Annotated in this window: 18 protein-coding genes; 5 read left to right on the top strand and 13 right to left on the bottom strand. The window is 57.9% G+C overall.

What is annotated here, in order from left to right; all coding sequences use genetic code 11:
* Nucleotides 1–25: 25 nt before the first annotated feature.
* The 9 genes from AC2FH9_RS14540 to AC2FH9_RS14500 all read right to left on the bottom strand — a co-directional run bounded on the left by AC2FH9_RS14540 (nt 26) and on the right by AC2FH9_RS14500 (nt 10,053).
* Nucleotides 26–2,479, bottom strand: a complete 2,454-nt coding sequence (locus AC2FH9_RS14540) for a GcvT family protein (protein WP_496750395.1) — start codon at nt 2,477–2,479, stop codon at nt 26–28.
* A gap of 89 nt (nt 2,480–2,568) precedes the next feature.
* Nucleotides 2,569–3,543, bottom strand: coding sequence for a GlxA family transcriptional regulator (locus AC2FH9_RS14535; protein WP_496703330.1), 975 nt, complete (start codon nt 3,541–3,543; stop codon nt 2,569–2,571).
* 11 nt (nt 3,544–3,554) lie between these two features.
* Nucleotides 3,555–4,445 carry a homocysteine S-methyltransferase family protein gene (locus AC2FH9_RS14530; RefSeq protein ID WP_496872016.1) on the bottom strand — a complete coding sequence of 297 codons (891 nt, stop codon included), beginning with the start codon at nt 4,443–4,445 and terminating at the stop codon, nt 3,555–3,557.
* A gap of 12 nt (nt 4,446–4,457) precedes the next feature.
* Nucleotides 4,458–5,510 carry an alcohol dehydrogenase family protein gene (locus AC2FH9_RS14525; protein WP_496872015.1) on the bottom strand — a complete coding sequence of 351 codons (1,053 nt, stop codon included), beginning with the start codon at nt 5,508–5,510 and terminating at the stop codon, nt 4,458–4,460.
* Nucleotides 5,511–5,512: 2 nt separating this feature from the next.
* Nucleotides 5,513–5,989, bottom strand: coding sequence for a cupin domain-containing protein (locus tag AC2FH9_RS14520; protein ID WP_281973075.1), 477 nt, complete (start codon nt 5,987–5,989; stop codon nt 5,513–5,515).
* A gap of 19 nt (nt 5,990–6,008) precedes the next feature.
* Entirely contained in the window at nt 6,009–8,459 is a 2,451-nt protein-coding gene (locus tag AC2FH9_RS14515; RefSeq protein WP_496872012.1) for a GcvT family protein, read from the bottom strand.
* 15 nt (nt 8,460–8,474) lie between these two features.
* Entirely contained in the window at nt 8,475–8,855 is a 381-nt protein-coding gene (locus AC2FH9_RS14510) for a GFA family protein (RefSeq protein WP_496697623.1), read from the bottom strand.
* A gap of 5 nt (nt 8,856–8,860) precedes the next feature.
* Nucleotides 8,861–9,484 carry a LysE family translocator gene (locus AC2FH9_RS14505; RefSeq protein ID WP_281973074.1) on the bottom strand — a complete coding sequence of 208 codons (624 nt, stop codon included), beginning with the start codon at nt 9,482–9,484 and terminating at the stop codon, nt 8,861–8,863.
* Nucleotides 9,484–10,053: a helix-turn-helix domain-containing protein gene (locus AC2FH9_RS14500; protein WP_281973073.1), complete on the bottom strand. Its 570-nt coding sequence runs from the start codon at nt 10,051–10,053 to the stop codon at nt 9,484–9,486. The genes AC2FH9_RS14505 and AC2FH9_RS14500 overlap by 1 nt, the downstream gene beginning before the upstream one ends.
* 117 nt (nt 10,054–10,170) lie before the next feature.
* On the opposite strand from AC2FH9_RS14500, the gene AC2FH9_RS14495 reads away from it, so the two are divergent.
* The gene (locus AC2FH9_RS14495; protein ID WP_496702681.1) at nt 10,171–10,452 is read left to right on the top strand and encodes a DUF1294 domain-containing protein; all 282 of its coding nucleotides are present in this window, start codon (nt 10,171–10,173) and stop codon (nt 10,450–10,452) included.
* 39 nt (nt 10,453–10,491) lie between these two features.
* Here AC2FH9_RS14495 and AC2FH9_RS14490 read toward each other — a convergent pair whose 3' ends face one another.
* The 3 genes from AC2FH9_RS14490 to AC2FH9_RS14480 form a co-directional block, all read right to left on the bottom strand.
* Nucleotides 10,492–11,016 carry a GNAT family N-acetyltransferase gene (locus AC2FH9_RS14490; RefSeq protein WP_496872009.1) on the bottom strand — a complete coding sequence of 175 codons (525 nt, stop codon included), beginning with the start codon at nt 11,014–11,016 and terminating at the stop codon, nt 10,492–10,494.
* Between the two features lie 69 nt (nt 11,017–11,085).
* A complete protein-coding gene (locus AC2FH9_RS14485) occupies nt 11,086–11,541 on the bottom strand; it encodes a GAF domain-containing protein (protein WP_496692509.1) in 456 nt (151 codons plus the stop codon).
* Between the two features lie 73 nt (nt 11,542–11,614).
* Complete coding sequence (locus tag AC2FH9_RS14480) at nt 11,615–12,787, bottom strand: thiolase family protein (protein ID WP_496872008.1); 1,173 nt, start codon at nt 12,785–12,787, stop codon at nt 11,615–11,617.
* A gap of 100 nt (nt 12,788–12,887) precedes the next feature.
* On the opposite strand from AC2FH9_RS14480, the gene AC2FH9_RS14475 reads away from it, so the two are divergent.
* The 3 genes from AC2FH9_RS14475 to AC2FH9_RS14465 all read left to right on the top strand — a co-directional run bounded on the left by AC2FH9_RS14475 (nt 12,888) and on the right by AC2FH9_RS14465 (nt 15,489).
* Nucleotides 12,888–13,226, top strand: coding sequence for an STAS domain-containing protein (locus AC2FH9_RS14475; protein ID WP_142637067.1), 339 nt, complete (start codon nt 12,888–12,890; stop codon nt 13,224–13,226).
* A 32-nt stretch (nt 13,227–13,258) separates the two neighbouring features.
* Nucleotides 13,259–13,699, top strand: a complete 441-nt coding sequence (locus AC2FH9_RS14470) for an ATP-binding protein (RefSeq protein ID WP_496692511.1) — start codon at nt 13,259–13,261, stop codon at nt 13,697–13,699.
* A gap of 212 nt (nt 13,700–13,911) precedes the next feature.
* Complete coding sequence (locus AC2FH9_RS14465) at nt 13,912–15,489, top strand: gamma-glutamyltransferase family protein (RefSeq protein ID WP_496872006.1); 1,578 nt, start codon at nt 13,912–13,914, stop codon at nt 15,487–15,489.
* Nucleotides 15,490–15,523: 34 nt separating this feature from the next.
* Here the strand turns inward: AC2FH9_RS14465 and hspQ are convergent, their stop codons facing one another.
* Complete coding sequence (gene hspQ / locus AC2FH9_RS14460) at nt 15,524–15,850, bottom strand: heat shock protein HspQ (protein ID WP_142637073.1); 327 nt, start codon at nt 15,848–15,850, stop codon at nt 15,524–15,526.
* An 80-nt stretch (nt 15,851–15,930) separates the two neighbouring features.
* Here hspQ and AC2FH9_RS14455 point away from each other — a divergent pair, with 80 nt between their 5' ends.
* The gene (locus tag AC2FH9_RS14455) at nt 15,931–16,812 is read left to right on the top strand and encodes an AEC family transporter (RefSeq protein WP_496750372.1); all 882 of its coding nucleotides are present in this window, start codon (nt 15,931–15,933) and stop codon (nt 16,810–16,812) included.
* Nucleotides 16,813–16,861 lie beyond the last annotated feature (49 nt).

Below are 16,861 nucleotides of genomic sequence, written 5' to 3'. Positions count from 1 at the left end.
GCGCCGCAGCGCTCCGACAATTTGATTACACTTTGACGCGTTCGGATTTCGGATCGTACATCGGTTTCAACGACGCCTCGGCCATTACCTTCACGCCGCACACGTCGATCTCATAGGTTGACCCCAGAACATCCGCCGCCTTCTCACCCTCGCAGGGCACATAGCCCATACCGATAGCGCCACCCAAAGTATGACCATAATTGCCCGAGCTGAGATAACCGACATATTCCCCGTCCCGCACGATCGGTTCATTATGGAACAACAGCGGTTCCGGGTCGGTCAGGCGGAACTGAACCAGGCGGCTTTTCGGCCCGCTTTCCTTGCGGGCAATCACTGCCTCGCGCCCGATAAAGTCACAGCCTTTGTCCACCTTGACCGCAAAACCAAGCCCGGCATCCACGACGTTGTCCTCGCACGTGATGTCATGACCAAAATGGCGAAAGCCCTTTTCGATCCGGCAACTGTCCATCATGTGCATGCCACAGAGTTTCAGGTCCATGTCCTGACCGGCCTCATGCAGCGTCTCGAACACATGGCCCGCCATATCGGCGGACATGTAGATCTCCCATCCCAGCTCGCCCACATAGGTCACCCGATGAGCGCGGGCCAGGCCCATGCCAATCTCAATCTCTTGTGCGGTGCCAAAGGGGTTGGTCGCGTTCGAGAAATCCGCCGGCGAGACCTTTTCCAGCAAAGCGCGCGCATTGGGGCCCATCACGGCCAAAACGCCTTCGCCAGCGGTGACATCGGTTATGACCACGTTGAAGCTACCCACATGGCGCATCATCCAGGTCTGATCCGCCAGCCGCGTCGCCGCCGGGGTCACGACCAGATAGGCGGTCTCGGTCAGACGGGTCACCGTCACATCCGCCTCGATCCCGCCGGTGCGGTTTAGGAACTGGGTATAGACGATCTTGCCGTTCGGCACCGAATAATCGCCGCCCCCGATATAGTTCATGAACGCCTCGGCATCCGGTCCTTCAACGCGAATCTTGCCAAAAGAAGACATGTCGTACATGCCCACATTCTCGCGCACCGCGCGGTGTTCAGCAGCTGAGTTCTCGAACCAGTTCTGACGTTTCCAACTGTACTGGTATTCGCGCTCCTGCCCCGGATTTGCGTACCAGTTTGCACGCTCCCAGCCCGCCAGTTCACCAAACACCGCGCCCTGCTCTTTCAGATGGTGATGGAACGGGGTGCGCCGAACACCGCGCGCAGTGGCTTTCTGGCGATAGGGGTAGTGGTCGGCGTACAGCAGGCCCAGCGTCTCTTTCGAACGCTCAAACAGATATTGCTTATTGCCCTGAAACGGCTGCATCCGGCTGATATCCACATCGCCCAGATCAAACGGTTTCTCGCCGCTATCCATCCATTCCGCCAGCGCCATGCCCGCACCGCCCGCAGATTGAATGCCGATCGAGTTGAAGCCCGCCGCGACCCAGACATTGTCCATCTCGGGCGCGAGACCCAGATGATAAGCGTCATCCGGAGTAAAGGATTCAGGGCCGTTGAAAAAGGTATGAATGCCCGCCTCGGCCAACATCGGCATCCGGTTACACGCCGCTTCTAGAATGGGCTCAAAATGATCAAAATCTTCGGGCAACTGATCGAATTCGAAACTGTCCGGGATGCCCTTCATCGCCCAAGGTTTGGCATTGGGCTCAAACGCGCCCAGCAGGATTTTACCGGCATCTTCCTTGTAATAGGCGCATTCATCCGGCACTCGCAGAACCGGCAGTTGCGAAAGCCCGTCAATGCCTTCGGTGACGATGTAGAAATGTTCGCAGGCGTGTAGCGGGACGTTCACACCGGCCATCCGGCCGACCTCGTGCCCCCACATGCCGGCGCAGTTCACCACCATATCACATTCGATATGGCCCGAGGCGCTGCCGTCATCGGCAACCCAGTCCACGCCCGTCACGGTACGGCCCTGTTTGGTGATGTCGGTGACCTTCACCCGTTCCTTGGTAATGGCACCGCGTTGCCGTGCGCCCTTGGCCAGGGCCAGCGCGATATTGGCCGGGTCACCCTGCCCGTCCAGCGGAAGATAGACCGCGCCCTTGACGTCTTCGACATTCAGATGCGGATACATTTCCTTGACGCGCTCATTGGAAATCTCTTCGACCTCAACGCCAAAGGCACGTGCCATGGCAGCCAGGCGATAGATCTCTTCACGGCGTTCCTCAGTCAGTGCCACGGTAATCGATCCACAGCGCCTAAGCCCGGTGGACACGCCGGTTTCCTCTTCCAGCGCGCCGTAAAGCTCCTGCGTGTATTTTGCCAGTTTGGTCATGTTGGACGAGGCCCGCAGCTGAGCGATCAGACCCGCCGCATGCCATGTGGTGCCGCTGGTCAACTGCTTGCGTTCAAGCAGCACAACATCACTCCAACCTTTCTTGGTCAGATGATAGGCGACCGAGCATCCGATGACGCCGCCGCCGATGATGACAACTCGGGCTTTGTTTGGAAGATCAACCATCCTGAGGTCTCCGCTGAATCAGGTTTTGGGCACGTTGCCATGGAAGATCGACAATAAATGCACCAAAAGCGTCATGTTATAGGCGATTTTCACCTATGTGACGCAGCCCGTCTTTCGCGCCTCAGAACAAAGGGCGTGACCCCGAAAAAGCTTTTGTAGACCGATGAGAAACCGTTCGGAAAGCCGCAGGCCAGACCTATTTCCCGAACGCTCATCGTGGTGTTCAGCAGCAGGTTGTTAGCCTTCGCCAGCCGCATCTCGCGATAGAAACCGTTTGGACTGGTGCCAAAGAAAGCTTTGAATTTTCGCTCAAGCGATCGGTTCGAAAGATTTAACGCCTCGACAATTTGCTGGATGGGTAAGGGGTCTTCGATATTGGCCTGCATCAGCTTGATACATTGATCCAGCTTGGCGTCCCCAGTTGCTGTCAGTTGCGCCCCCGAGAAAGGCTGCATCGATGAAAAGTCGCGGATGTTTTCGTGCAGCATGATATTGGCCACCGTCATCTTGGCAGGCCCCGAGATGTGGCGTCCGATCACGGACAAAGCAATATCGGTTGTCGCCTCCATCCCTGCGCAGGTCACGACCTGGCCCTGTTCTGTGGCTATCGACAGCTTCGCCTCGAACCGGGCCCCGCGTTCACTCAGGAAAGAGGCGTTTTCCCAATGGGTCGCCATGTCTGCGGAGCCGAATTCGTCAATATAGCGGCTGGCAGCTTCGGCCAGCAAAAAGACCTGAGCGCCTCGGAACGTATAGTCCGATACAACCCGTCCGATGGACAGATCGGGGTGGTCAGGGTCGGAATTTCCGATCACAAACAGATAATCCGCCTTCGGATGGGTTGATACAGGTTCCGTTTGGACCGTCGCATCGCTGCTGCTGGCAACGGGCCCACCTTTCAGAGACCGATAGGTAAAGCTGAAGGGCGGGTTGGGGCAGACGCGGTTGGCCAGCCTCAGAACCTCAATCAATGCGGCAAGCTCCAACAGCACATAGCCCGGCGCGACCAGAACATCGAAATGTGTCTGCGCCTTGTCGGTCAAGCTATCTGGTCGTTGCCGCATCTTTACCCCCTTCAGACGAGGCTGTGGCCAGCAGCGCACAGCCGATCTGCCAGTCGCTGAATGTGATCGGGACCGACTTCGCAGCATCCGCCGATGATAGTTGCACCCTGCGCCACCCACCCCATCGCCTGATCAGCATATTCATCCGGCCCAAGGTCGTGGCGCTGTTGCAGCGCATCAACGGTTGGGACGTCTTGTAGAAATTCCTGGGTAATCCCGGTGAAGCCATTGGCATATGCTCCAAACGGACGCCCGAAGGTGGCGATAATATTCAGCGCAGCGGGCACCGCCTCGGGGCGCGAGCAGTTGATCAGCACGGCCTCAGGCGTAAAGCGATCAACCAAAGATGCTATTCCCGACAATGGCTCACCCGACCGAAGCCGCGTCCCATCATCATCCATCACGGACAGCGCCAGCCAGACCGGTTTGTCTGTCTGCTCCATCCCGCGCAATGCGCCTTCGGCCTCTTGCAGCGACGACACGGTTTCGATCAGGAACAGGTCAACGCGATCTGTCATCATCGTCACCAGTTCGGCGAATTTCTCTGCCGCCTCTTCGACCTCTGGATTCAGGTCCGGCCGGTAAGAGGCGAGAAGCGGACCCAAAGCCCCAGCGATGCGCCTACCCGCGGGGCGCGCACGCTCGGCCTGCGACAGGGCCGACTCGATCAGATCTGGCAGCTGATCACCCAAGCCGACACGGTCCAGACGCGACCGGTGAACAGCATAGGTATTTGTCGTGGCCACAGTTGCACCGCGTGAGAAATAATCCGCATGCACATCCCCGACCAACTCGGGATGGTCCATCATCACCCGGGTCGACCACAAAGGCGTCGGCGCATCACCGCTGCGTTTGACCAGTTCCTGTCCGATAGACCCATCCAGAAGGGTTATGTCTGCCATTGATGAACCTCCTCAGGGAACCAGAACCAGTTTTCCCGGAAACATCTTTGACTGAAAATCCTCTTGCGCCGTCGCAATGTCTTTCAGCGGATAAGTTTTTGAAATCAGGGGCTTGATCCGCCCCGCATTCATCAGTTCGACCAGGCGACCGAAGACCTCAAACGGCTGATGGGTGCTGCCGTGAATGGTAATGTCGCGCAGATAGATATCCCGCAGATCGGCTTGAACAATCGGGCCAGCAATCGCACCCGCAACGGCATAGTGACCGCCCGGTTTCAGCGCCAGGATCAGATCAGCCCATGCAGGCCCGCCCACCACGTCAATGACCACGTCGAACATGTCGGTGGGCAGCGACGCATCCCGTTTGAACGTGGCGGTCGCGCCCTGGCTTTTCACCGCTTCGGCCTTGGCCGCACCGGTCACGCCCCAAACCGAGGCACCGCGCAGCGCCGCCAGTTGCACAGCGGCAAGGCCGACGCCACCGGATGCGCCGGTGATCAGCACCTTTTGCCCGGCAGTCACACCGGATCGGGTCAGCATAGCCTCGGCGGTTCCAAAGGCGCAGGGGATGGCAGCGATTTCAATGTCGGACAGGGGTGAGGCGCTGACATCGTAAAGGTCATCGGCCTGCACCAAACAATATTGCGCAAAGGCGCCGTCAATCTCGGACCCAAGCACGATGAAGCCTGTCGGGTTGCCCGGTCGCGGACGTGGCAGGTTGATCGGACAGGTCACGCGCTGGCCCGAGGTGAACCCAGTCTCGGGCCCCGCGATTTCGACGATGCCGCAAAGGTCGCCGCCCTGAATGCGCGGGAAGTTCAACGCGCCGCCCCAGCCTCCGGCTTCGACCTCTTGATCCACGGCATCTGTGGCGCCGGTCACGTCCGAGGAATACCAGCCGATACGGGTGTTGATATCGGTGTTGTTCACCCCGGCTGCGGCCACACGGACCAGAACCTGCCCCGGCGCAGGGGTTGGGACGGGTATATCGTCACGCCATTCCAGCGCCTCGGGCCCGCCGTGACAGGTCAGGAATACACCGGACATCGTTTTAGGCAGTGTCATGATCAAACCTCGTCATCGGGATGAGGCGGCACAGAGCCCATCGGGACAATGTCATACCGCGCGTTCAATTCGGCCATTTTCACCTCATCGGCGAAGTCCGCCTCGGTCATCTTGGCCAGCTCAGCAAGGAAGCCGTCAAAACCGGCAGGCTGGAAAATCATCAGCATCTTGGCTGGTGCTTTACCAGCAACGCGGCAGGCATGCGGCATACCGGGCGGCACATGCATCGTGCTGCCCGGCCCACAGCGATGCCAGTCGCCATCAACGTAGAAGTCCACTTCGCCTTCCAGAAAATAGAAGCTTTCGGCATGGGTTTCATGGCGATGAAGGCCAAGTGCAAAGCTGGCCTTCAGATTGTCTTCCATGAGCGTATAGGCGCCATCAGTATCCCGGGTCGAAACCTTCACAAATGTGTGGTCATTTTCCCAGTCGTAATTGAGGCCCTCTCCGGGCCCCAGTTTTGAATAACGCGTGCTCATGCAGGTCTCCTTCGGGCGATCAGGCGCGCAGCCGCTCGTTTTCTGGATCCCAGAGCGGTTTATCGTCCTGTACCACGGCGCGCCGCTTTTCACCGAAGATTTCAACCTCAAGCTCGGTACCTGCCACCGCCAATTCGGGACGGATCATGCCCAGCGCAATGGATTGGCCAACGCGATACCCCCAAGCGCCCGAGGTGGTTTCGCCAACGATCTCGCCGTTGTGCCAGATACAGGACATGTAGGGTGCGTCCGCGTCACCAGCATCGACCAGCATGGTGGCAAACGCCTTTTTCACGCCCTGCTGCTTTTCGTTCAGGATCGCGGCCTTGCCGGGGAAGTCCTGCGGTTTGTCAAGTTTGACGAACCGTTCCAACCCGCCTTCCAACAGAGAGTAATCAGTGGACAGATCGCCTTTCCAAGCCCGATAACCCTTTTCAATGCGCAGAGAGTTCAGGGCGTACATCCCGAACGGTTTGGCACCAGCGTCAAGGATCGAGCCATAGATCGCCGGCATATGGTCGTTCAGCGCGTGAACCTCCCAGCCAAGTTCTCCTGCAAACGAGACGCGGATCAGGAAGGCGGGCTGGCCTGCGACGGTAGCGGATTGATGGGTCAGCCAGCCGCTGGACAGGTCCGCATCGCTCAGCCCCGCCAGAATGTCGCGCGATTTTGGACCTGTCACGATCAGCGTGTCACGAGTGGTGGTGACATCCTCGACGGTGACGCCAGTGGGCATTGCCTCGGTCAGGATATCGCGGTCATGCCATTGCGCTGTAGCGGCCGTAATCATGACGAACTCGTCATCGCCGAGGCGGATACAGGACATTTCGGTCAGGATCCGGCCGCGACCATCTGAGATATAGACCAGGTTGATGCGACCCACCTTGGGCAAACCGCCGGTGACCAGCGACCGCAGCGCCTCGGCGGCACCCTCACCTTTTACGATGAAACGCGAAAATCCGGGCAAGTCCAATACGCCGCAATGATCACGGACAGCCTCGCACTCTTCCTTGATCCGCTTCTCCCATGGCCCCGAACGGCCCCAGGTATGGGTCGCTTCTTCAGAGGTATCGTCGCCCGGTTGCGCAAACCAGTTGGCGCGTTCCCAGCCGTTATAGGGCCCCATCACGCCACCCAATTCCTTGACCTTGGTGTGGACAGGCGACAGCTTTTTGTCGCGCGCGGCGGGCCATTCATGGTGCGGGAAATGCATGGCGTATTCGTTGCCATAGACCTCAAGCCCCTTCTGGTTGCAGTAATCCTGATCGGTGTAATCGGTGTAACGGCGCGGATCGACGGCCCACATATCCCACTCAGTTGCACCATCGACGATCCATTCGGCCAGCACCTTGCCGGCACCACCGCCCTGCGCGATGCCGAAGGTAAAAGTATGCGCCTCAAACGCGTTGGCCACGCCCGGCATCGGGCCAACCAGCGGCAGCCCGTCCGGCGCGTAGGGGATGGGCCCGTTGATCACCCGGCCCACTCCCGAGGTCCCCATCAGCGGCACCCGCTCCATCGCGTCGGTGACGATGTCTTCGATCCGGTCCAGATCATCATTCCATAGCTGGAAACTGAAATCCTCGGGCATCGGATCATCCTCGGTCATCCAGTGGCCCTTGCAGTTGGGCTCATAGGGGCCGAGGTTGAATCCGTTCTTCTCCTGCCGAAGGTAATACGAGATATCCACGTCGCGCAGCAGCGGCAGCTTTTTACCGCCATTGGCCTTAGACCATTCCTCGATCTCGGGCACTTCGTCGGTCAGCAGGTACTGGTGGCTCATCACCATGGCCGGAACGGTGCGACCGCCGAAGGGTTTGAACCATTCACCCACACGCTGGGCGTAATACCCGGCGGCATTGACCACGTGGTCCGCTTCGATATCGCCCTTGTCAGTATGCACGATCCAGGTCTTGTCTTCCTTCTGGGTCACACCCGTGGCCGGGCAGAAACGCAGGATCTTCGCCCCCATGTCGCGCGCACCCTTGGCCAGTGCCTGGGTCAGCTGCGCCGGGTCGATATCGCCATCGGTCGGGTCGAACAGAACACCTTCAAGGTCATGAGTTTCCAGGAACGGGTAATGCTCTTTGGCCTGTTCGGGTGACCACATCTCCATCTCGATGCCCTGATAACGGCCCATCGCCATTGCCCGCTCGAACTCCTGCACCCGCTCTTTCGAATGGGCCAACCGGATTGAGCCGGACTGGTGATAGTTCATCGGATAGTCGACCTCTTCACCCAGCCGCGCATAAAGCTCGGTCGAATAGCGCTGCATGTTCATGATCGCCCAAGAGGTCGAAAAGGTCGGCACGTTGCCAGCTGCATGCCAGGTCGACCCGGCGGTCAGCTCGTTTTTCTCCAGCAGAACACAATCGGTCCAGCCCTTTTTGGCCAGATGATACAGGGACGATGTCCCCACCACTCCGCCACCGATAATAACCACGCGGGCTTTTGTCGGAAAATCACTCATGTCTTTCAGTCCCTGTTACTGTGCCTCTTGAGGCAGATCGTCCGTGATGTTGTAATAGTCGCCCTTGTCGGCCACAAAGATATGGCGGGCGAGGGTCAGTCCGGTGGGTGCATCCAGCGCCCCCATAGCAATGGCAATCCGGTCTTCGTCCTTATGCTGCCAGAACAGGTAAGAGCCGCAGGCGTTGCAAAATCCCCGTCGGGCGATGTCGGAAGCACGAAACCAGCTCAGCGTATCGCTGGCGGTGAAGGTGATGTCGTCTTGATGGGCCGAGGTCGAGGCCCAGACATGACCCGACTGTTTGCGGCATTGACCGCAATGGCAGGCCGAGGCGGCAGGAAGATCGCCTTCGATCTTGAACGCAACCGAGCCGCACAGACAGGAACCTGTATGCATTTCGCTTATCCCCTTGCTGCTGGCGCGCTGGTGGTGCCCAGCAACACGCCATAAATGATGAAACAGGTGGCCATGACCCGGCGCACCCAGATGTTGAACACGGCCCCCAGCGCGGCCCGCCCCATAAGCGCACCTAGAAGAGTGAACCCGATGTAGCTGAGCGTTGTGATGATCAGCGCCGTTGGCATGATGACCAACATTTGCTCCCAGATCGGCACATCCGGCTGCACGAATTGCGAGAATGCAGCAAGATAACCCGCGACGCTTTTGGGGTTGATTGTCGCGACGGCCAGCGCGTGCAGATAGACATGCCGTGCAGGGCGTTCGGAAATAGGGGCGGGATTTGCTGCAGCCTTCCAGCCTCGGACACCCAGCCAGATCAGAAACCCTGCGCCCACCAGCTTGGCGATGAAGAATCCAGTGGGTGAGGCCGCGATCAAGGCCGTCACCCCAAGTGCCGACAAAACCAAAAAGGCGCTGGCTTGGGTCAGGATCGCCAAGACACCCAGCATCGCTTTTGCGAAGGGCAGGCTCATCCCGTTCGAGATACAGTTCACCGCGTTAGGCCCCGGTGTAGTTACAAACACCACCCAGAACAGCGCGAATATGGTCCAGGCCTCGAAACTCATCAGTACACCGGAGGTGCGATGACCCAGATGACCACAGCAGGCTCATCATGAGGGTTCGCCCAAATATAGGGTTCGTTCTTGATCCGAAAACTGTCACCGGGCCCAACCGAAAAGCTTTGCGCGCCGATGGTCAGATTCAACTGACCGGAAATCACATAGCCAACCTCTTGCGTGGGGCGGTCCGCCGGGTTCTGCATCTTGGAATGCGGCTTAAAGGTGGAATGCACCATCTCAAAATCGTCAGTCAGATCGGGTGACAGCAGTTCCTCGATCAGACCTTCTTCGCCCGACCCCATAGGGCGGCGCGACCCGGCGCGCACGACATAGCCTTGTTCATTGGCGGGGGCGGCAGAATGGGCGAACAGCATGGACATCGGCACACCCAGACATTCCGCGATCTGACGCAGGTCTGAAATTGACGGTTCGGACTTGTCGCGTTCAACCTGGCTGAGCCATCCGACCGACCGGTTCAACCGCTCTGCGATCTCGGTCAGCGTCAACCCACGCGCCTTACGCAATGCGCGAATGTCGGCTCCGAGCGTTGCACTGTGGGGGGCTTGGCTATTCACCGAACTCTCCGATATCTGGTGAAATTTTCCTCGTGTTTTTCACGATGCCGCGAATCGGTGAAAATTCCAAGCATTTTTTCACTTGGGAAAATCGACGCATTTAGCTATCCGTCAGCTATGTGGATTGCGGTTATATACCTGTGGGTCATCAACGGCCTGACTTTGTTGGCCTTTGGCTGGGACAAACTGCGCGCCAGACGCAGAAAAAGCCGGGTTTCGGAACGCAGGCTATTGTGGCTGGCTGCACTGGGCGGCAGTCCCGGTGCCCTGGTCGGGCGTTGGATTTTCAATCACAAGTCCCGAAAAGGCCGGTTTTCCCTGTCGCTGTTTGCGATCTTTGCGACTCAGGTCGGGCTGGCATATTTCCTAATCACGGAAATTCTGCCTGACATTCTGTAGTTGGCTTGATCCGCAGGCCACGTAAGATCCCGATGGGATCTAGGAAATGTCGCAGACATACATATCGGTATCGTCGGTGGAGTGACCTGAGGATCGCGTGAACCCCGATTTCTGTAGCACACGAGCAGAGGCGGGATTGCTGTGCTCGACCCCGGCCAAAACCCGAATGGCGCGACCCGTGCCGCAGGCCGGGATAAAGCCGGACACAAGTTCGGTTGCATAGCCACAGCCCCAGGCTCGTTCGGCAAACAGATATCCAAGGTGGATGGTTGGTGCGGCCTGATCTTCGGGTTCTGAGGCCAGTATCAGCAGTCCGATCAGCTGATTATTTTGCCTTAGCCGAACAAGAAGAACATCGCTTTCGGTCTTGCGTGCCGCGATCCAGTCGGTCATCCCGCTGGGCGTTTCTTCGACCTGCATCGAAGGCGGCAGGGGCTCAAGAACCGCTGGTGTCAGGACGGCTGCCAACTCGGCCGTCAACGCTGAAAGGCGACCAGCTTCAGAGACTTCCACTTGCCAGTGGCAGACGGCAAGCCGCTCTGTGGTGAATTGGTCCGGGATCATGCCTTGGCCAGTCGCAATTAGTGTCCATTCCAGTCTAACAGACGGGCCGATTTTGCGTCAGGCCCCTCTTTACTCGCCCGAAAACGCCTTTGACAATATGGCAGACAGCTTTTCTGCGTCCTCATCCGTGAACGCATCCGGCTGGTCACTGTCGATGTCAAAAACCGCGATGACCTCGCCCGAGGCATTGCGCACCGGAAGCACCAGTTCGGACTGCGTAGACGAGGCGCAGGCGATGTGACCTGGAAACGCATGCACATCCGCCACCAACTGTACCTTTCCGGTCCGCGCCGCGGCACCACAGACACCGCGCCCGAAGGGAATAACCAGACACCCGTGACCACCCTGATAGGGGCCTATTTTCAAAATGCCCGGATCTGTTACGCGATAGAACCCCGTCCAGTCAAACCGATCATCGGCGTGATGAACTTCACAGGCGATTGTCGCCATCAGAGCAACTTGATCTGTCTCGCCTGCGGTTAGGGCGACGATTGTCTTGGTCAGCGTATCGTAATCAACGGTCATGGGGGGCGGGTCCGGTCAGTGATCTTGTAAACAGGTTCTACAGCACCGGACCTATGGTGGAATCGGCCCCGCGTCAAACGCGCTCAATCGCGATTGCAGTGCCCTCTCCACCACCGATGCAGATCGCCGCCACGCCGCGTTTCAGATCCCGCTTTTCCAACGCGTTCAGCAGGGTGACCATGATACGCGCCCCCGAAGCGCCGATAGGATGACCCAGGGCGCATGCACCACCATTCACATTTACCTTGTCACGCGTCAGACCCATCTCATGCATGAATGCCATCGGCACCACGGCAAAGGCTTCGTTTACCTCCCACAGATCCACATCATCATTGGACCAGCCGATTTTGGCCAAAAGCTTTTGCGCAGCGGGAACTGGCGCAGTCGTGAACAATCCCGGAGCCTGTGCATGGCTGGAATGACCCAGAATGCGCGCCCGAACCGTGAGACCTTGCGCTTCGGCGGCTTTAGCTGACGCCAGAACCAGAGCTGCCGCCCCATCAGAGATCGACGACGCGTTGGCCGCCGTCACCGTTCCACCCTTGCGAAAAGCCGGTTTCAGCGAAGGTATCTTTTCCGGGCGGGCGGTTTTCGGCTGCTCGTCCGCGGACTGCGTGACCTCGCCTTTCCTTGTGCGGACGGTTACCGGAGTGATTTCACCGTCGAACGCGCCGCTGTCCTGCGCGGCCAGCGCGTTAGATAGGGACTGCAGGGCGTACTCGTCCTGCGCTTCGCGGGTGAACTGGAACGCCTCGGCACAGTCTTCTGCGAAAGTGCCCATCAGACGACCTTTGTCGTAGGCGTCCTCCAGCCCGTCCAGAAACATGTGGTCGACGACCTGAGCGTGCCCCAAGCGCGCACCGTCACGCATTTTGGGCAACAGGTAGGGCGCGTTCGTCATACTCTCCATCCCGCCTGCGATCATTGTGTTGGCATGGCCCAATGCGATCTGATCGAAGGCCATCATCGCAGCCTTCATCCCCGATCCGCACATCTTGTTGAGCGTCGTGGCCGGGACCTCTTGGCCCAAACCGGCTGCAAACCCAGCCTGACGTGCAGGGGCCTGACCCTGCCCGGCTGGCAGAACGCAGCCCATCAGCACTTCGTCAACCGTATCAGCACCGGCACCCTGCAGCGCAGCCCGGATCGCGGCTCCGCCCAGATCGGCGGCAGAAACACCATCGAACATTCCTTGAAATCCACCCATCGGGGTACGTGCTGCTCCGGCGATTACAACTTGCTTCATCTGGGCGCTCCTAAATTCTTGTCATTCGATGGATACCGAATGGTAAGAATTCCCGTCTAGCGTATTTCTACGAGCGATTTCAGTTAAAGGACCGTCACGTATGGGCCTGTCCAGTACTACGACCAACAATATTCAAATAATTACTGTACAATCCAACCGGATTGATGCGGCAATGGCCATTCAGTTCAAAGAAAACATGCGCACGGAAACCGAAGGTGGGGCTGTGCGTGTGGTTCTGGACCTCAGCGGCGTCGAATTCATCGATTCCAGTGGTTTGGGCGCCATTGTCGCCGCCATGAAACAACTCGGGGCTGAACGACGCCTGGATCTGGCAGGTCTTCAGCCTTTTGTGGAAAAGGTGTTTCGTCTTACGCGCATGGACACAGTGTTCAAGCTTTACCCAACGATGGATGACGCACTGTCCGGTGCGCCGGATTGAACACAAGGAGAAACTGAACAGGCGCAAGGCTAATGTGTAACGGCATCAGTTTCGATTTGAGCTTCGCTGCGACCGAGGTCGAGGCAAGCTCTGGCATTGCCAAGTTGAGCCAGGCACTGTCGTCTAAAGGGCTGCCTTCACACAAAGCGGCTGATGTCAGAATTGCCCTGGCCGAAGCCATTAACAATGTCGTTGAACACGCCTATGCCGGAACCACGCCCGCCAGCGTAAAGGTACACTGCCGCCTGCATCAGAACTGGTTGGAAATCCTCATCTCGGATACCGGCAATCCCCTTCCTGGCTTTCGCGTACCAGAAGGTGCACCTGCACCTCTGGGGGAAAGACGTGAAGACCTGCCCGAGGGGGGATTTGGATGGTTTCTGATCCACCAATTGACCAGTGAAATCCGCTATGACCGTAGCGAAGGCTGCAACCGGTTGTCACTGCGATTCAGTTTTCTCGACGCGGATTAGGGCTATAAAACGTCACAATAAGGCCCTTTTCGAACCATTGTAGCGCCGCAAACAAAGATCAAAGTCTTAACTGTAGCTCAGATAGCTTCCCTCGGCGTCGTATGTCACAGCCCCCACCCAGTGAACGATGCCGAGGAACTTCCCCTTTGATTTGACTGGACAATACCCGGACGCGCGATACCTTCTGCGCGATCACACGGGAAGGCAGCGCAATGCGGGATTTTCAGGCACCAGGCAGATCCGAAGTTTTTTCGACCGAAGGGATGTGCGCCACATCTCACCCGCTGGCAGCCCAAGCGGCCCTTGGCATCCTACAGCAAGGTGGCAACGCGATGGACGCAGCCATCGCCGGGGCAGTGCTTTTGGGATTTTGCGAACCACAAATGACCGGCCTGGGCGGAGATTGCTTTGTTCTGTACAACCGCGCCGGAGAAGATGAGGTTCGGGCCCTCAACGGCTCTGGCCGGGCACCGGCAGCAGCCAACGCTGGCAGCTTGCGCGATAAGGGACTGACTGCAGTTCCGCTCAATACACCGGATGCGGTCACCATTCCCGGCGCAGTCGAGGCGTTCTGCCAGCTGGCCGAAACCGAGGGCAAACTAGGGCTGGACGCCATCCTACAACCCGCCATCCGCTATGCAGACCAGGGCGTGCCGGTCGCCCCACGTGTGGCTTTTGATTGGGGCCCGGGTGCTAACACGTTGCAGGGGGCAGCCAGGAACCACTATCTGCTGAAAGGAGACGTTCCAAAGACCGGAGACATGTTCCGGTCCGCCGGGCAGGCAGAAGTGCTGCGCAGAATCGCCAAATACGGACGAGAGGCGTTTTACGCGGGCGAGGTCGCTGAAGATATTATCTCGACCCTGACGGCCATGGGCGGGGTACACACAGCCGAAGATCTGGACGCGACCGCTGCCACACCTACAGTTCCGGTCGCAGGGCACTATTGTGGCTTGGACCTGCTGGAACATCCGCCCAATGGCCAAGGTGCAACCGCCCTTTTGCTGCTGAATATCCTCAAGAACTTTGACCTCGGATCCATGGATCCGCTATCCGCAGAGCGTCTGCATATCGAGGCCGAAGCCTCAAAACTCGCCTACGATGCCCGCAACAGATTCATCGCCGATCCGGATCATACGACACACGCAGACAGGTTTTGGGACCAGACAACAGCCGATCGGTTGGCAGAGCTTATCAACCCAAACCAAGCGATGCCCGCTGCTGCCCCACTGACCGAAGCCATCCACAAGGACACTGTTTATATCACGGTGGTCGACAGGGACAGGATGGCGGTATCGCTGATCTATTCGATCTTTCATAGCTTTGGATCCGGTATCGCTTCTGAGAAATTCGGCATTCTGCTGCAAAACCGTGGGTCTGGATTTACGTTGCAATCAGGCCATCCGAACGAGTTTGGCGGCGGCAAACGTCCGATGCACACGATCATTCCCGGCATGTTGAAACAGAAAGGCAAAATCCTGATGCCCTTCGGCGTGATGGGTGGTGCCTTTCAGCCCACAGGACATGCAAAGCTGGTCTCGCTGCTAACTGACGATGAGTTTGCGCTGCAGCAGGCCATAGACGCACCGCGCGCCTTTGCAGACGGACCTGTCTTGAAACTGGAACGCGGAATTCCGCGCAATGTCGCGCAACAATTATCTGAAATCGGCCACAAAGTTCTGATTTCAGAAACACCTCTTGGCGGGGCTCAAGCGATCCGAATCCAGAAGAGCGGCGTTTTGCAAGGCGCAAGCGATCCGCGAAAAGATGGGTGCGCGCTTGGTTATTGACAGTATGGGCCCGGTTTCACCCGCGCTTCCATTTTTAGTTCAAATGGAAATGCAACGGATATGCGCCGTTTTCAAACGGACCAAACATATCGGGGATATCCGGATGCTCGACCGGTTCTCCGGACTGGTCAGCAATCAGATTTTGTTCAGAAACATAAGCAACATAGAAGGATTGGTCATTTTCCGCCAACAGATGATAAAACGGCTGATCTTTGATCGGCCTGCTGTCTTCGGGAATGGCCTGATACCATTCTTCGGTATTTGAAAACTCTGGGTCCACGTCAAAAATCACCCCTCGGAAGGGATGTTTTTTGTGGCGGACGACTTGGCCCAGCCGGTACTTTGCTTGTGTCTTTAGCATCACGTTTGCCCCCAAAGGTCTTACTACCCGTTTCCTCATAGGAATGCCAATCATTGATCTAAAATAATGGGAAACAGTCTGTGAACCTCTTACTGACAGTGCTTGAAATCGTGGCCCCGGTCTTCCTCTTGGCGGGGATCGGGTTTGCCTGGGTCAAACTTGGCTTTGAATTCAGGCTGCAATTTGTGACCCGCCTTGCGGTGACGCTCGCCGTGCCCAGCCTGATTTTCGTAGCCCTGATGCAAACCCAGATCCCGCCCGGAGAGCTGACCCGGTTCACTTTGGCCGCCATCACAGGCCATGTCGGGCTGGCGGTCGCATTTGGCGTATTTGTCCGGGCCAGCAAGCTGGAAAGGCGCACCTATCTGGCGCCGCTGATATTCGGCAACACGGGGAATCTGGGCCTGCCTCTGGCCATTTTCGCATTTGGGCAGGCAGGCTTGGGTTTCGCGGTGATATTTCTGGCCGTTACCGCCCTGTTTTCCTTTACTTACGGGATCTACCTGGTGGCGGGAAAAGGCGCTTTCGGCAAGGTAGCACGTGAACCCATGGTTTGGGCTACTCTGCTGGGGGCGCTGTTTCTGTGGCAGGGCTGGCAAACACCTGTCTTCGTGACCAATACGCTGGACCTGCTGGGACAGATGGCGATTCCGATGATGCTGATCACGCTTGGTGTTGCGATTGCGCGGCTGACCACCAGAAAGCTAGGGCAAGCGGTCTGGCTATCGGCGTTGAAACTGGTCGTGTGTTTTGCCCTGGCATGGGCAATCGCAAAAGGGTTTGATCTGGATAACGTCGCGTTCGGCGTTCTGGTGGTGCAGATGTGTACGCCGGTTGCCGTAACCTCATACCTGCTAGCCGAACGGTTCGAGGCGGATTCTGACGCGGTTGCGGGGCTGGTTATGGTCTCAACCCTGATGTCCGTCGGCGCTTTGCCTATAATTCTAGCTATTGTTCTGTAGCGATTGTGATTTCCTAATCGCTCAATCTGCGCTAGAATGAAGAAAAAAG

The sequence above is a fragment of the Ruegeria sp. CDSC081 genome (genome assembly GCF_059610485.1).
This window is presented reverse-complemented; position numbering and strand designations above follow the sequence as displayed.

What these genes read in the sequence shown, in the direction of transcription:
- AC2FH9_RS14520 (WP_281973075.1), bottom strand. Translation starts at nt 5,989, where the DNA reads ATGAGCACGCGTTATTCAAAACTGGGGCCCGGAGAGGGCCTCAATTAC.
- AC2FH9_RS14475 (WP_142637067.1), top strand. Translation starts at nt 12,888, where the DNA reads ATGGGCCTGTCCAGTACTACGACCAACAATATTCAAATAATTACTGTA.
- AC2FH9_RS14490 (WP_496872009.1), bottom strand. Translation starts at nt 11,016, where the DNA reads ATGATCCCGGACCAATTCACCACAGAGCGGCTTGCCGTCTGCCACTGG.
- AC2FH9_RS14480 (WP_496872008.1), bottom strand. Translation starts at nt 12,787, where the DNA reads ATGAAGCAAGTTGTAATCGCCGGAGCAGCACGTACCCCGATGGGTGGA.
- AC2FH9_RS14530 (WP_496872016.1), bottom strand. Translation starts at nt 4,445, where the DNA reads ATGGCAGACATAACCCTTCTGGATGGGTCTATCGGACAGGAACTGGTC.
- AC2FH9_RS14535 (WP_496703330.1), bottom strand. Translation starts at nt 3,543, where the DNA reads ATGCGGCAACGACCAGATAGCTTGACCGACAAGGCGCAGACACATTTC.
- AC2FH9_RS14510 (WP_496697623.1), bottom strand. Translation starts at nt 8,855, where the DNA reads ATGCATACAGGTTCCTGTCTGTGCGGCTCGGTTGCGTTCAAGATCGAA.
- AC2FH9_RS14465 (WP_496872006.1), top strand. Translation starts at nt 13,912, where the DNA reads ATGCGGGATTTTCAGGCACCAGGCAGATCCGAAGTTTTTTCGACCGAA.
- hspQ (WP_142637073.1), bottom strand. Translation starts at nt 15,850, where the DNA reads ATGCTAAAGACACAAGCAAAGTACCGGCTGGGCCAAGTCGTCCGCCAC.
- AC2FH9_RS14495 (WP_496702681.1), top strand. Translation starts at nt 10,171, where the DNA reads ATGTGGATTGCGGTTATATACCTGTGGGTCATCAACGGCCTGACTTTG.
- AC2FH9_RS14470 (WP_496692511.1), top strand. Translation starts at nt 13,259, where the DNA reads ATGTGTAACGGCATCAGTTTCGATTTGAGCTTCGCTGCGACCGAGGTC.
- AC2FH9_RS14485 (WP_496692509.1), bottom strand. Translation starts at nt 11,541, where the DNA reads ATGACCGTTGATTACGATACGCTGACCAAGACAATCGTCGCCCTAACC.
- AC2FH9_RS14525 (WP_496872015.1), bottom strand. Translation starts at nt 5,510, where the DNA reads ATGACACTGCCTAAAACGATGTCCGGTGTATTCCTGACCTGTCACGGC.
- AC2FH9_RS14540 (WP_496750395.1), bottom strand. Translation starts at nt 2,479, where the DNA reads ATGGTTGATCTTCCAAACAAAGCCCGAGTTGTCATCATCGGCGGCGGC.
- AC2FH9_RS14505 (WP_281973074.1), bottom strand. Translation starts at nt 9,484, where the DNA reads ATGAGTTTCGAGGCCTGGACCATATTCGCGCTGTTCTGGGTGGTGTTT.
- AC2FH9_RS14515 (WP_496872012.1), bottom strand. Translation starts at nt 8,459, where the DNA reads ATGAGTGATTTTCCGACAAAAGCCCGCGTGGTTATTATCGGTGGCGGA.